Source organism: Marinobacter manganoxydans MnI7-9 (genome assembly GCF_000235625.1).
In the GTDB taxonomy this organism is placed as follows: domain Bacteria; phylum Pseudomonadota; class Gammaproteobacteria; order Pseudomonadales; family Oleiphilaceae; genus Marinobacter; species Marinobacter manganoxydans.
Genome location: NZ_AGTR01000014.1, coordinates 66,013 through 80,251 on the forward strand (window position 1 = coordinate 66,013; position 14,239 = coordinate 80,251).

11 protein-coding genes are annotated in these 14,239 nt (G+C 57.8%); 3 read left to right on the forward strand and 8 right to left on the reverse strand.

Going from position 1 to position 14,239, the window contains the following annotated elements; all coding sequences use genetic code 11:
• Positions 1-3 precede the first annotated feature (3 nt).
• Entirely contained in the window at positions 4-828 is an 825-nt protein-coding gene (locus KYE_RS03405; protein ID WP_008170421.1) for a DUF4123 domain-containing protein, read from the reverse strand.
• The gene (locus KYE_RS03410; protein WP_008170423.1) at positions 825-2,897 is read right to left on the reverse strand and encodes a type VI secretion system Vgr family protein; all 2,073 of its coding nucleotides are present in this window, start codon (positions 2,895-2,897) and stop codon (positions 825-827) included. The genes KYE_RS03405 and KYE_RS03410 overlap by 4 nt, the downstream gene beginning before the upstream one ends.
• 180 nt (positions 2,898-3,077) lie before the next feature.
• On the opposite strand from KYE_RS03410, the gene KYE_RS03415 reads away from it, so the two are divergent.
• Positions 3,078-4,103 (forward strand): NADP-dependent oxidoreductase, encoded by a 1,026-nt coding sequence (locus tag KYE_RS03415; protein WP_008170424.1) that lies wholly within the window; start codon positions 3,078-3,080, stop codon positions 4,101-4,103.
• A gap of 31 nt (positions 4,104-4,134) precedes the next feature.
• Here KYE_RS03415 and KYE_RS03420 read toward each other — a convergent pair whose 3' ends face one another.
• From KYE_RS03420 to KYE_RS03440, 5 genes are all read right to left on the reverse strand, one after another.
• Complete coding sequence (locus KYE_RS03420; protein WP_413540217.1) at positions 4,135-5,100, reverse strand: NAD(P)H-quinone oxidoreductase; 966 nt, start codon at positions 5,098-5,100, stop codon at positions 4,135-4,137.
• Between the two features lie 84 nt (positions 5,101-5,184).
• Complete coding sequence (locus KYE_RS03425) at positions 5,185-6,924, reverse strand: sugar phosphorylase (RefSeq protein WP_008170427.1); 1,740 nt, start codon at positions 6,922-6,924, stop codon at positions 5,185-5,187.
• A complete protein-coding gene (locus KYE_RS03430) occupies positions 6,921-8,144 on the reverse strand; it encodes a hypothetical protein (protein ID WP_008170429.1) in 1,224 nt (407 codons plus the stop codon). Before KYE_RS03430 ends, KYE_RS03425 begins: the two co-directional genes overlap by 4 nt.
• A 36-nt stretch (positions 8,145-8,180) precedes the next feature.
• On the reverse strand, positions 8,181-8,996 hold the full coding sequence (locus tag KYE_RS03435) for an HAD-IIB family hydrolase (protein WP_008170433.1): 816 nt from the start codon (positions 8,994-8,996) through the stop codon (positions 8,181-8,183).
• A gap of 12 nt (positions 8,997-9,008) precedes the next feature.
• On the reverse strand, positions 9,009-9,947 hold the full coding sequence (locus KYE_RS03440) for a hypothetical protein (protein ID WP_008170434.1): 939 nt from the start codon (positions 9,945-9,947) through the stop codon (positions 9,009-9,011).
• Between the two features lie 75 nt (positions 9,948-10,022).
• Here KYE_RS03440 and KYE_RS03445 point away from each other — a divergent pair, with 75 nt between their 5' ends.
• Entirely contained in the window at positions 10,023-11,477 is a 1,455-nt protein-coding gene (locus KYE_RS03445; protein WP_008170437.1) for a protein adenylyltransferase SelO, read from the forward strand.
• A gap of 79 nt (positions 11,478-11,556) precedes the next feature.
• Here the strand turns inward: KYE_RS03445 and KYE_RS03450 are convergent, their stop codons facing one another.
• Entirely contained in the window at positions 11,557-13,071 is a 1,515-nt protein-coding gene (locus tag KYE_RS03450; RefSeq protein WP_008170439.1) for a fumarate hydratase, read from the reverse strand.
• A 183-nt stretch (positions 13,072-13,254) separates the two neighbouring features.
• Between KYE_RS03450 and KYE_RS03455 the strand changes: the two genes are divergently transcribed.
• Positions 13,255-14,028 carry an enoyl-CoA hydratase gene (locus KYE_RS03455; protein WP_008170440.1) on the forward strand — a complete coding sequence of 258 codons (774 nt, stop codon included), beginning with the start codon at positions 13,255-13,257 and terminating at the stop codon, positions 14,026-14,028.
• Positions 14,029-14,239: the final 211 nt, after the last annotated feature.

Below are 14,239 nucleotides of genomic sequence, written 5' to 3' on the forward strand. Positions count from 1 at the left end.
TGTTCATCCTTGATTCAATGGAGGCGCCGTTTCCGTCACGGCATTGCTATCGGCTTGTGGTGGCAAGGTTACGAACAGGAATTGCATAACCTCCCGCAAGTTGTTGCATCCGTTGCCAAGGGCCTCTTCCAGTATTCTGCCGAGTGCCGGGTAGGCATCCCTCAAATCAGGACCACCCAACTGGTTGCGCACCGACTCATGCAGGTTGTTCCATATGTGCAGTGCGCCTTTGCGCCGATTGAAGGCATCGAAAGCGCCCTTCAAGTCCCGCGAGGCCATCATTTTTTCGGGTTGGTCACCTATGTCGCCAGACTGAACAGCCGGGGGCTCGACAAGGTGCCACTGCTCGCTGATACAATCCGGAACAATCAACCGGTCCACGGCCCTGGTGGGGAAACGCGGCAAATTGCCCCCGATCACCGTGGCGGCCAGTGCCGGATGGGCAATCCGCACCAGTTCTTCACAGCCCGGCGCCACTTCTACCTGCAGGTGGGAGCGCATCCAACAGGCACAGCTAGCATGGTCTGTGGCCGAAATCAGCAGGTAACCCTGCTCTTGCCTGGGCCCCTGCTCCAGGAACCCTTCCAGCACCGGGTCTTCTGGCCCACTGAGCCATACAAGCCAGGGGGACAAGTCCGAAACCGCCTCCCAGCGGGTTGCAACGTACAGGCACTCTGCATTAATGGTTTGTCCGCCGGCCCACTGGTAGATTTGCTCACCGAGTTCGGGGATAGCAACACCATCCAGGACAAGCCCAACAGGTTGATGGCCAGGCCAGGGAACATGGGTAAAGGGCGACTCCCGCAACGACCAGGAATCCTGATTCATGAGTTTTGCTCCTCACAAACCGGGCAGGTTGCATTCCCCTTCCTGAGTGCCGCAACTTGGGATTCTACATTGATGGCCGGAGCGTTCTTCCGTTGTTCAACTTCCGCCAGTGCCTCCTGCTCGGGCTCGTGGGGCTGATCACCCTCAATAACCCTTGGCATTTGCGCCATCACCACGCTCTGTCCAGAACCGCTGCCTGGCGAACCACCAGAATTGATCTTGATGCCAGGCCCGGATAGCGTCACGCCGCTTGGGTCCAGTTTCAAAAAACTGCCACCCGCCGAAATGGTGATTTCAGCGCCGGCATCCAGCACCACTTTGGTTCCCGCCTTGTGGTGTACTTCAGTGCCCGCTTCGCTAAATGTTCCCTGGGAGGATTTCTGGTGGAATGTGCCGCCTATGTTCTGGCTGCAATCGCCTCCGATGGATTCCCGCTGTTCGCCATCGACTGTGCGATGCTCGTTGCCTTTCACATGACTGAAATCGTGGTTTTCCACAGTGCGATGACTGTAGTTCCGAATCACCTCCGTGCGGTTGTTCTCGGTAAGCAGGTCCAGATCTTTCTGGGCGTGTACGTAGATCTGTTCCTGATCGGCCTCGTCCTCAAACCGCAGTTCGTTACTGCCCTCGCCCTTGTGGGTTTTCGTTTTCAGGGTGGTGCGGGTTTTGTGCTCGGGCAGCCCATAGGGTGGCGTGTTGGTCACGTGATGGGTTCGGCCGGTGATGATCGGCTGGTCCGGGTCACCGTCCAGGAAGGAGACAATCACTTCGTGGCCGATCCTCGGTAGCGCCATAAAACCATACTGGCCGCCGGCCCAACCCTGGCTGACTCTCAGCCAGGCGCTGCTGTGTTCGTTATTTTTCGAGTAGCGATCCCACGGGAACCGGACTTTTACCCGCCCATGTTCATCGCAGTGAATCTCCTCGCCTTCCTGGCCGGTGACAATCGCGATTTGTGGGCCGTCCATCAGGGGGCGGTGTGGCGTCTGCGGGCACCAGGTCAGATCTGCAGGTATGGCCTTGAACTGGTTGTGGTACGTGGTGGGTTCGCTGCCGCCTTCCTCTTCCAGAGCCTGGGGCTGCGTTCCGGTGTGGATGATAGACGTTAGCAGCCACTCCCGATTGAGATTGTCACTATCGTGCTCGGTCAGTTCCACTTTCGCGCCGGGGCTGAAATCCGGGCGGTTGCTCTCGCCGGAGGCGGTGCTGGCGTCATTGCGAAGGGATTGCAGTCTGGCTTCGGTAAAAGGCTGGCCACTGGCGTCGGCCTTGAAGCGGCCGGGGTAGTCGTAGTGCTGGTAGTCTTCCCGGTGCTTCAGATCGCCAGAAGCATGCTCATGCATCAGGGCATAGGCGGGATTTCTGAAGGTGTAATCCTTCATTGCCACAGAGGCCACCCGCACCCGTTCTTCATACCGGAACCGATACACCGCCGGGCGCTGGGTGCTGCCGCCTGCTTTGGCGTTGTATGCTGCCGGCTCCAGTTTCGGAGCATCGCCATGATGGTCGGCGATTATAAGCGCCGACTGGGTGTCCCCGTCCACGCTCCCCTGTTCATAGCGGTAATGCCAACCCTCTTCAGCCGCGAGGCGTTCGAGAAAGGCCAGGTCGCTTTCCCGGTGCTGAACACAGTATTCCCGTTGCTCCGGCGTGCGCTTCAGATCGAAGATCGAATCGATAATGCCGCGCTCTTCCAGGAGAGTGCGCACAATGGTGTCGGTGCCCTGGGTTTGGAAAATCCGGCTGTTGTGCATCAGTCCAAGACGCCAGAGCGGCGGCTGGATAATCAGTTCATAGCGGGTACGCCGGTGGCCGGCATCGCCTCGGACGAATTCGTTGACCACCCCGGTAAACCGCCGAAGAGGCATGCTGTCCTGCCAGATAACGAGATCTACTGGTTGCTCCAGAATCTCTGCAGCCTGAATGGAGGGGTCGGTGCTGGCCAGCTCAAGGTGACCCTGAAACACCTCGGACAGGCGCTCGGTCAGTTTAAAGCCAACCACTGAAAATAAATCTGAGGGGAGTCCGCCAACACGGGCGGTAAACTGCAATCCACTTGCCTGGGGCATATCTTCATTCCTTGAAGAGCAATCGGTTTTTAAGCTCGTCCTGAGCAGGCCTCCGATTATAGCCATCAAGCCGTAGAATGAAACCCCGGGGCCAGTCTTGTGTTGGCATGATGAGAGGTTGACCGGAAATCCATTCTGCTGCACCCTAATCTGGTTTCATTATGCAACCGGAGAGAACAAGTGAGCGAATACAGGAACCGAGCCGTTGTACTCAAACAGCGCCCCCAGGGTGAAATTCAACAAGGCGATCTGGTGTTGGAAGAGCGCCCCGTTCGCTCCCCCAATGAGGGTGAGGTGGTCGCACAGGTGCTCTGGCTGTCGCTGGATCCTTACATGCGCCCTCGTATGAACGATGCCAAAGGTTACATGGACCCTATCGGCATCGACGAGCCAATTGTCGGCGAGAGCGTTGCCCGGGTGGTGGAATCCCGCTCGGACGCCCTGAAGGTCGGTGATCTGGTCACTTGTTATTCCGGTTGGCAGGAATACGTTACCTTCCCGGGCGATGCGCCGATGGTGTACAAGATTCAGCAGCGAGACAACGTACCCCTGCAAGCCTATCTCGGCGTTGCCGGTATGCCTGGGCGCACGGGGTACTGCGGCCTGATGTACGTGGGTAAGCCGAAAGCCGGCGAAACCGTGGTTGTCTCTGCCGCTTCCGGGCCTGTAGGAACCGTCGTTGGCCAGACTGCCAAATCAGAGGGCTGCCGGGTTGTTGGCGTTGCCGGCGGCCCCGAAAAGTGCAATTACGTGGTCAATGAGCTGGGTTTCGACGCCTGTGTGGATTACAAGGCCGGCAATCTGGAAGCAGACCTGAAAGCGGCCTGCCCTGACGGCATCGATATCTACTTTGAAAACGTGGGTGGTGCCGTGACGCGCGCCGTGGCACCGCTGTTGAACACGGGCGCCCGGGTGCCCATCTGCGGTTTCGTATCCGCCTACAATGCGACGGATATGGCCAGCGTGGAAACCCCGTTTCACGTCCTCAAGGCACTGGACCCAGTACCCGAACACCGGTTTTTCCTGGTGACCGAATGGCAGGACCAGCACCAGGAGATCACCGACATTCTGGCCTCACGGGTCGCTTCCGGTGAACTGAAATACCGGGAAACTGTTGCCGAAGGCCTGGAAAATGCCGTTGACGCCTTCAAGGGCATGCTCAAGGGCCAGAACTTCGGCAAGCAGCTGGTTCATATCGCAAACTAACGAATCCAGGAAGGCGCGACAGGCTGCCTGCTCAGTCGGCAATCTTCAGGAGCACCTTGCCGGTATTCCTATTCTCGGCCACATAGGCCATCGCGTCTTCCAACTGTTCGATCGGCCAGGTGCTATCGATCAATGGCTCAATCTGGCTGGCGGCCAGCAGCGGCCAGACATGCCGGTAGAGCGCCTGCATGACCTCACCCTTATCCTCGACCGTTCGGGAGCGGAGTGTGGAACCGATAATACGCTGGCGTTTGACCAGCATGATGCCCAGATCCACCTCGGCCATCCGGCCGCCCATCAGCCCGATCAGTACAATCCGGCCATCGACATTCAGAACCCGCTGGTCTTCGGCAATGTAGCTGCCACCAACCGGGTCCAGAACCATATCGACTCCGCCCCAGGCTGTAACGGCCTCCACAAAGGAACCGTCATTCCGGTTCCAGACACCGCTGGCCCCCAGCTTCCGACAAACCTCCAGCTTGACTTTGTCACCGGCAGTGGCGAAGACCGGGTTACCGAAGGCCGTTGCCAACTGAATGACAGCGGTGCCGAGACCGCTTCCGCCTGCGTGCAGAAGCACCCGTTCGCCCGGTTTCAGTGCCGCTTCGTGGTAAAGGTTCAGCCAGGCCGTGGCGAGCACCTCGGGAATGGCCGCTGCTTTCTCGAGTGACAAACCCTTGGGGATAGGCAAAACCTGAACTTCGGGCACGACAACATGGGTCGCGTAACCGCCGCCCGTGAGCAAGGCGCAGACTTCGTCACCAGGCTTGAAACGGGTTACCCCTGATCCCACCGAGGCAATGCGCCCGCTGACTTCCAGCCCCAGAATGTCGGACGCGCCCGGCGGCGGTGGGTAGACACCCGCCCGCTGCATCAGGTCGGCACGGTTGATGGCTGTCCAGACAACCTCAATTTCAACGTGGTCCTCCGGCGGCTCTCCCGGCCCTTCCCAGGATTCCCAGTTGAGGTTGCCCCCGGTTACCTTGATCGCTTTGATCATGTATCACGTCTCGGCCTTGCTCATATGGGCACAGGATACCCTATGTTTTTCGAGCATTGCACAAATGACGTTGTCAGATGATCAGACGGTAACTTCCAGGTTGGACAACCACACGCTCTGGTATGGCTTCAGGGTGATAGAGCCGGAAAGATCATCGATGGTCATCCCGGAAATCAGGTCCTGCCAATGATCGGTACCAATCAGATTGATGTCGCTCAGGGCCACCTGCTGCACCTCGTTGCTGATATTGTGAATGCAGAAGATGGACTGATCCCGGCGCATACTTTGACGCCAGAAACCGAACAGCTGAAGCCCGAGATGCAGGGTGAACTGGGTAGCATTCGGATGAAACGCCGGCTGTTTGCGCCGAATGGCGATCAAACGCTTCAGCTCCTGGAACGCTTTGCTGTGATGGCTCAGGGGGTCCGCGAGCTTCTGCTCCAGGTCGTCCAGTTGCCACTGACTGCGGTTGATGGACCGCAGCCGACCGGTATGCTCTACTCGCTCCAGATCGTTTTCCGTCGCCAGCAGACTGTGGATGTAGAACGCCGGAATGCCCTCCAGGGCCAGCATCACGGTGTGCGCGCAGATAAAACGCTGCAGTTGCCAGTGATCCCGCCCCGACTCCGCCGTGCCCTGGAGTGCGTCGTAAAGGGCAATATTAATCTCGTAAGGTTGGTCGCGGCCATCCGGCGTGCGCCGGAACGAGACCTTGCCGCCAAACGAGTCCATGGTGTTGATCAGCCGCTGCTTCTCTTCCTCAGTCAAGAGACCATCCGTCGGCCGCATGCCGACGCCATCGTGGGACGCGATAAAGTTAAGATAGGTGGTGCCCATCTGCGCCGGCGGCATGCTCATCAGCCAGGTTTTAAGGTGTTTGCAGTCACCAGTTACCAGGGTATTGATCAGCAGGGGCGGCAACGAGAAGTTGTAGATGACATGGGCTTCGTTGGCGTTGCCGAAGTAGGTCAGGTTTTCCCGGTTGGGTACGTTGGTCTCGGTAATCACCACGGCATCCGGGCTGTGATGCTCGATCAGCAGCCGTAGGATCTTGATCAGCTCATGGGTTTGCTGCAGATGAATGCAGGGCGTACCCGGTTCCTTCCAGAGAAAGGCGACGGCATCGAGCCGGAAAATGATAATACCTCGTTCCAGATAGCGCCGGATGATTGCGGCGAACTCGATCAGCACCTTCGGATTGGCAAAATTCAGATCGACCTGATCCTCGCTGAAGGTACACCAGACATAACGCTCGCCATCGTCGGTCTGGACCGGGTTCAGGAGCGGTGAGGTACGGGGACGCACCACGGCACTCAGGTCGTCTCTCGGGTTACCCTCGAAGAAATAATCCTTGCCCGGATCCACCCGTTTGCGGAAGTTTTCAAACCAGCGGCTGCGCGCGGACATATGGTTGATGACCAGATCCGCCATCAGCTTATAGTCCCTGGCGATGCTCTCGATATCCTCCCAATTCCCATGGGACTCGTTCACCGCCAGATAGTCCATGACCGAGAAGCCATCATCGGAGCTATAAGGGAAGAACGGCAGTATGTGCACCGACGAAATGGAATCCGACAGACAATCGCCGAGAAACCGGTGCAGAGTCTGCAGAGGCTTTTCGTCCGCCCGCTGCACCGTGTCGGCGTAGGTGATCAACACCACATCCGATTCGTCCCAGTTATTCTGATGCGCAGGCGGCGGTTCCTGGTTGGGCGCCAGCCCCATGGTGGTCAATAACTGCTCGGCCAGAAAGTCACAGTCCAGCTCCGGGTAAACCACCTCCAGCATGGACACCAGCTTCGCTTTCAGAGGCTGGGTCATGGCTTGAATTCCTCGTTATCCAGTTCGACCGCCTCCAGCAACTGCTCCTTGATGTCGGGAATGGCGCTTGTGACCCGGTTCCAGCTGGGAATAAAGGGTGTATCCATCGGATTATCGAGGAAATAGGCGCCGGCCCGCATCACGTTCTGGGCAAACAGCTCCACGGCTTTCTCCTCCTTGTGCCGATCAAACGTCAAACCGTTAATAATGGCGTCATTCTGGTAGGTCTCCACGAAATCCAGGGCAATACGGAAATACGTGGCCTTGATGGTCCGGAATTTTTCATTGGAGAAAATCTCGCCGTTGGTCGCCAGTTTCCGGAACAGAGCCTTGGCAATATCCATGCTCATTTTGGACAGCCCCTTACTGGCATCCTCCGGCGAAAGCTCCTGATGCTTGTGGTCATAGACATCGGCAATATCCACCTGGCAAAGGCGGTTGGTGGCGTAGTTGCGCTTCATCTCCGAAAGCACACCAATCTCCAGCCCCCAGTCACTGGGAATGCGCAGATCATTGATCACGTCGGTGCGGAATGAGAACTCCCCGGCCAGGGGGTAGCGGTAACTGTCGAGGTAGTCGAGGAAATCGTTGGGACCACAGACTTTCTTCAGTGCGCGGATCAGGGGCGTCACCAGTAGCCGGCTCACCCGTCCGTTCATTTTCCCGTCGGCGACACGGGCATAATAGCCTTTGCAGAACATGTAGTTGAAGCCGGGATTGGCCACAGGGTAGATCAGGCGGGCCACTAGATCCCGGGAATAGGTAAGGATGTCGCAGTCGTGCAAGGCAACAGATTTGCTGACACCGGAGGCCAGGACATAGCCAAAGCAGTACCAGACGTTTCGGCCCTTGCCCATCTCCGTCGGCGCCAGGTTCTGCTCCCTGAGCTTCAGGTCAATACTCCTGAGGCGGGGTCCATCGTTCCAGAGCACCTTGAAGTTCTGAGGCAGCTCCGAGAAATATTCCAGAGCGTGGCGGTATTGCTCCTCGTTGGCACGGTCGAGGCCAATGACCACCTGATCCAGATAAGGCACCTTGCCCAGCTCGTGCACAATATTTTTCAGGGCCGGCCCCTCCAGCTCCGAATACAGCGACGGCAACACCAGTGACATTGGCCGGGCCTTGCGAAAGCTCATCAGCTCCGCTTCCAGGTCCTCCACGGGACGCCGAACAAGGTTATGAAGGGTTGTGATAATGCCATTCTGGTAAAAGTCGCCCATGGCGGCTCTCCTTGTTTATACCCGCATTCAAACGGGTCAGTACCCGTACTCAAACAGGAGATTGAGTACGCACTCATTCCAGCCTTCAGGGCCGGGCTTGAGGGAGCGCATGGCGTGCTTTGCCGAAGGCAGCCGCACTTCATCGCTTTTGACACCCCGGATTACCACCGGTATATCGGCCGATTCCAGCATCTGCTGATCGTTGGGACTGTCGCCCAGGGCAATGGCCAACACGGGCGCATCGCCATACTGCTCCCGGTATTGCTCTCTGTATTTGTTTAGCAAGAACCGGGCCCCATCGGCTTTATCGAATATCCCCATGGCATGAAGAAAACGTCCTCCGGCCACCAGTCGAAGGCCCTCCGAGCCCAGAGCCGCCTCAAATTCCGCCAGCGCCTCTTCCGATCCCTGCCAGAGCAATGGTTCGGTCCCAAGCCGTTCTTTGGCCCTCCCGGCTGCCGCCGGATCCAGGCCCGTCTCTGCCGCCAGCTCGTTTGCGGACATGTCGGCAAAGCTCGTGAATCGAGCCCCCCTCTTACGTTGAGCGCCAAGCACCTCAAGAACCCGATCCCGGGTTGCACCAAAATTCACCACTTCTTCTTCGGCATTACCCAGTGCATGGGGCGGAATAACCACGGCTGCACCGTTTTCGACTATGAACGGATCGTTATTTCCAAGCTCTTCCCTCAACGCCCGGATCTCCGGCATGGTTTTGCTGGAGTTAAGCACCAGGGGTATCTGGGCTGCCTTCAGCCTGTCGAGGGCTGGACCGGCGGCCTGCCAACGGTAATCATCGTGATCAAGCAGGGTGCCATCGAGGTCGGAAAAGATAATCAAATGAGGTCGGGCCATGGCCGTTCTCCGTCAAGACTCACGGAACTGCGGAAGACCGAGGGAGTGGTCCTCGGCCACGTTGATAAGAACATCAGCCCTGCCCGGCATTTCAGCGAGACAGGATCGGGTAACGCGTTCATAGTGCATGACGAAGCGACCGATTTCTTCGTCGTTCATGATGCGCAGATCCTGTGCACCACCATGGAGCTCGCCCTTTTCTGGTGCATTACGGATTTTCGTCGCCAGCTTTTGCTCCTGGAGTCGACGCCACTCAAGCACACACTCCATGGAGGGAGCCTTCAACATAACCAGACAATCGATTTGACCAAAAAACGCCTGGTATTCCCCTTTCAACTGCTCATTAACATACCTGCGCCAGACGCAGTCAGGATCCTCGTTCGCCTCCAGAGGATTTATCGGCTCACTCAGCGCACTGTCTATCTCCGGTCGCGCGCCCAGGCACCAGCCTTCCAGAAGAATGATCTCTGCCCTTCCTCCGAAAACAGGCCAATGCTCACGTGGAACCCTGTCGTCCCTTGATTTGTCGAAGGCTGGAATGGGCGTGGCATCTCCGGGCCCCGCACTGCGCAGACGGTGCAAAATCTGTTGGCCCAACTCTACGTCGTGGGTTCCTGGCACACCCCGGGTCTTAAATAACGGATGTACCCGCCGGGCAAGGGCCTCACGCTCGGCTCTGGTAAGGTAAATATCATCGAGGGAGAAATTGGCAGTGGGGCGATTGCGGTGCCGGAGCAGAATTTCCCGTAAAAAAAGGGTCAACGTGGACTTGCCTGTGCCCTGGGCTCCGTGAATACCAACCACAATGGGCCGCTTTTCCGTATCATGGAGCGCACAGATTCGGTCTGCCAGCGGCAGAATGGTTTTTTCCACCGTTTCGGCGTAGGCGTCGGGCAGGCCCTCCTGTTGAATCAGGGCACTGACGGTTTGTTTTAGTGAGCGATCAGACACGTTGGGTTTCCAGTTTAATGGGTGACTTAAGCGAGACGGCAGCAGAATTCATACCAATGGGAGTATAGGCGTTTTATGAGTGGCAACGATTTTCGAATAGAGCATCGCTACCTGGAGCTCCCGGACAGTTTTTACACCCGGGTTCAGCCCTCGCCTCTGAAAGACCCAAAAATGGTGTGCTTCAACCACAAGCTCGCAGAACAAATGGGCTTTCGCGCCGATGCCGAATCCGACTGGACCGGAGTGGGCGCAGGATCGGAATTACTCGAGGGCATGGACCCGGTGGCCATGAAATACACCGGCCACCAGTTCGGCGTCTACAACCCGGAACTCGGCGACGGCCGTGGCCTGCTCCTCTGGGAAACCATTGGTCCTGATGGACGACGCTGGGACTGGCACCTCAAAGGCGCCGGTATGACCCCTTACTCCCGCTTTGGCGATGGCCGCGCCGTGCTTCGCTCCACCATTCGCGAGTATCTATGCAGCGAGGCCATGTATGGCCTTGGCATCCCGACCACCCGGGCCCTTTTCATGGTGAGCGCCAGAGACCCGGTGCGCCGGGAGTCCATCGAAACAGCAGCGGCACTTGTGCGAGTAGCCGAAACGCACATTCGCTTCGGGCACTTCGAGTTCGCCGCCCACCACGAGGGGCCTGAAACCGTCAAGACGCTACTCGAACACGTGATCTCGTTGCACTTCCCCCACTTGATCAATCTGCCCGATGACGAACGGTACAGCCGGTGGTTCGAGGAAGTGGTCGAGCGGACGGCACGAACGATTGCGGACTGGCAGGCGGTGGGCTTCTGCCACGGCGTGATGAACAGTGACAACATGTCGATCATCGGCGACACCTTTGACTACGGCCCCTACGCATTTCTCGATGATTTCGATGCCGGCTATATAAGCAACCATACCGACCAGGGCGGGCGCTACGCCTACAATCGTCAGCCGCAAGTCGGGTTTGAGAATTGCCGTTATCTGGCCACAGCCCTGCTGCCCGTGATGGAGGAAGACGATGTGCGCCGGGGGCTTCGCCGCTATGAAGTGGCCTACAACGAGCGCTTCCTCCAGAACATGCAGGACAAGCTGGGCCTTGCCATTGAGGATGAAGCAGACCTGAGCCTGATCATGGATACCTTCAGCATGATGCACGAGCATCATGTCGACTACACCGCCTTCTTCCGGGCGCTTTCCAATCTGCATAGCCATGGCCATGGGCCGGTGCGTGATCTGTTTGTCGATCGGAGCGTGGCGGACCAGTGGCTGGAGCGCTATGAGGAACGACTACTGTACGAAACCCGCGCTCACGATGAGCGGGAATTCGCCATGCGCAGCGTGAACCCGAAGTATGTGCTGAGGAATTACCTGGCCCAGCAGGTCATTCAGGAAGCCCAGAACGGGGATTACGAACCCATGAAAGCACTACTGAAGGTGCTTGAGCGGCCCTATGACGAACAACCGGAGAACGACGCTTATGCGGCATTGCCGCCGGATTGGGGCAAACACCTGAATATCAGCTGTTCAAGCTGATAAATCTGGACCAAAAGAACGAAAAAGGGCCGGACGATCATTCGTCCGGCCCTTTTCTTTTTTCAGCGACTTCCGGAGATCAGACCGCCTTGGCAGCAATGATCTTCTCGTGCCATTCCGCAGGCCCTGTCTGGTGCACAGACGAGCCTCGGGAATCGACGGCGACAGTGACCGGCATGTCCTCCACCTCGAACTCGTAGATGGCTTCCATACCCAGCTCCGGGAAGGCGACCACTTCGGCGTTCTTGATGGCCTTGGAGACCAGGTAGGCGGAACCGCCCACGGCCATCAGGTAAACCGCGCCGAATTCCTTGATGGCATCGATGGCCACCTGACCGCGCTCGGCTTTACCAATCATGCCGGTGAGGCCAGTCTTCTCGAGCATAGTGTGGGTAAACTTGTCCATACGTGTGGCAGTGGTCGGGCCTGCGGGGCCAACCACCTCTTCACGCACCGGATCAACCGGGCCCACGTAGTAAATGAAGCGCCCCTTCAGATCGACCGGCAGCTCTTCGCCTTTCTCGATCATGTCTACCATCTTCTTGTGGGCAGCATCGCGGCCAGTCAGCATTTTGCCGGAAAGCAGAACGGTTTCTCCCGGCTGCCAGTCCTTCACGTCTTCTGGAGTGACGGTATCCAGATTCACACGACGGACGTTCTCACCCACTTCCCAGGTGATCTCTGGCCAATCGTCCAGGCTCGGCGGTGTTTGCAGGGAAGGCCCGGTTCCATCGAGGGTAAAGTGGGCGTGACGGGTTGCCGCACAGTTCGGGATAATGGCCACTGGCTTGTTGGCCGCGTGGGTTGGATAGTCTTTCACCTTCACATCCAGAACGGTGGTGAGACCGCCCAGGCCCTGGGCGCCGATGCCCAGCTCGTTGACCTTGTCGAACAGTTCCAGACGGAGCTCTTCGGCACGATTGGAGGCGCCGCGGGCTTTCAGGTCGTGAATATCGATCGGGTCCAGCAGGGATTCCTTGGCCAGCTCCATCGCCTTTTCAGCAGTACCGCCGATACCAATACCCAGCATGCCCGGCGGACACCAGCCAGCACCCATCTGCGGAACCATCTTCAGCACCCAGTCCACGACTGAGTCAGAGGGGTTCAGCATCGCGAACTTGGACTTGGCTTCAGAACCGCCACCCTTGGCAGCCACGTGCACTTCTACGGTATCACCCGGAACAATCTTGTAATGGATGATGGCCGGGGTGTTGTCCTTGGTGTTCTGGCGCTTGCCGTCCGGATCGGCCAGCACCGAGGCGCGCAGCACGTTGTCCGGGTGGGTGTAAGCGCGACGGACGCCTTCATTGATTACGTCGTCCAGCGGCATATCGCAGTCCCACTGGACGTTCATGCCGACATTCACGAATACCGTCACAATGCCTGTATCCTGACAGATCGGGCGGTGCCCCTGGGCACACATGCGCGAGTTAATCAGGATCTGGGCCATGGCATCTTTGGCCGCCTGGGATTCTTCCTTCTGGTAGGCCTCATAGACGCCCTGGATGAAATCCTTCGGGTGGTAGTAGGAAATGAACTGCAGCGCGTCCGCTACGCTTTCAATCAGGTCGTCCTGGCGGATTACGGTGGTCATAGGCGCCTCATCAGCTTGATATCGTTATGTCGTGTCATCAGAAATCGGGAGGCGAGAGTTTACCAGAAAATCGGTTTGGCGAGTGATTCGACGGATGGCGAAACAAGGATTAAAACCCGTGAAAAACGCCAACAGAAAAAGGTATCATCCTAACCAAACGATAATAACACCCCAGGAGACGCCGTGACTGACCTCGTCCTCACCGAAATCAAAGACCGGACCCTCATCGTCCGACTGAACCGGCCAGAACGCAAGAACGCCCTCACCCACACCATGTATACCGCCATGGGCGACGCGCTGGAACGGGCCCGGGATGACACCAACATCCGGTGCGTGCTGTTCACCGGCACCAGCGAGTGCTTCACCGCAGGCAACGACCTGGGCGAATTTGCCGCAGGTCTGCCAGGTGATTTCGAGCAGACGCCCGTTGGCCGTTTTCTTTTACTACTGGCCAGCGCCACTAAACCGGTGGTGGCATCGGTCAATGGCGCGGCCGTCGGCATCGGCACAACCATGTTGCTGCACTGTGATCTGGTGTTCGCCGGCGACAACACGGCATTCCAGATGCCCTTTGCCAGCCTCGGCCTGTGCCCCGAAGGTGGCTCAAGCCTGTTGCTACCTTCCTGGATCGGCCGGGTACGCACCGCCGAACTTCTGATGCTTGGTGGTGCCTTCTCCGCGGAAGAAGCTCTTCGGCTTGGCCTGATCAACCGGGTTTGTGGGCCTGGGCAAACGGAAGCCAATGCCTTCGAAGCCTGCCAGAGGCTCACTGAAAAAGCCCCGGCAGCGATTCGGGCCACCAAGGCGCTCCTCAACAAGCCAACCATGGAAGCACTCCGGGAAGCCATGCTGGAGGAGGGTCAGCTGTTTGCAGAACGGCTGAAATCCCCCGAAGCCGCCGAAGCTTTCCGGGCCTTCATGGAAAAACGCCAACCAGATTTCTCGCGCTTCAAATAAACGTCGACCAGGCCCCAATTTCCCTGTTGCCGGACCTCGACAAACCGTTATCCGGCAACTATTTTTCTCAAAGGCCGAACTCCAATCGTGCGGGGAGGACTCCAACCACCAGAATCACACTTTTGGCTGATCAACACTTGCCATACTGTCGCTATAGTCAGAGATACAGAAATTGGCTTACAGCGCTGGCTACAATTTCAGACAACAGTTT

Excerpts from the sequence above, each read along its gene's own strand:
- KYE_RS03410 (WP_008170423.1), bottom strand. The coding sequence starts at position 2,897 with ATGCCCCAGGCAAGTGGATTGCAGTTTACCGCCCGTGTTGGCGGACTC.
- KYE_RS03425 (WP_008170427.1), bottom strand. The coding sequence starts at position 6,924 with ATGACCCAGCCTCTGAAAGCGAAGCTGGTGTCCATGCTGGAGGTGGTT.
- KYE_RS03450 (WP_008170439.1), bottom strand. The coding sequence starts at position 13,071 with ATGACCACCGTAATCCGCCAGGACGACCTGATTGAAAGCGTAGCGGAC.
- KYE_RS03435 (WP_008170433.1), bottom strand. The coding sequence starts at position 8,996 with ATGGCCCGACCTCATTTGATTATCTTTTCCGACCTCGATGGCACCCTG.
- KYE_RS03430 (WP_008170429.1), bottom strand. The coding sequence starts at position 8,144 with ATGGGCGACTTTTACCAGAATGGCATTATCACAACCCTTCATAACCTT.
- KYE_RS03445 (WP_008170437.1), top strand. The coding sequence starts at position 10,023 with ATGAGTGGCAACGATTTTCGAATAGAGCATCGCTACCTGGAGCTCCCG.
- KYE_RS03405 (WP_008170421.1), bottom strand. The coding sequence starts at position 828 with ATGAATCAGGATTCCTGGTCGTTGCGGGAGTCGCCCTTTACCCATGTT.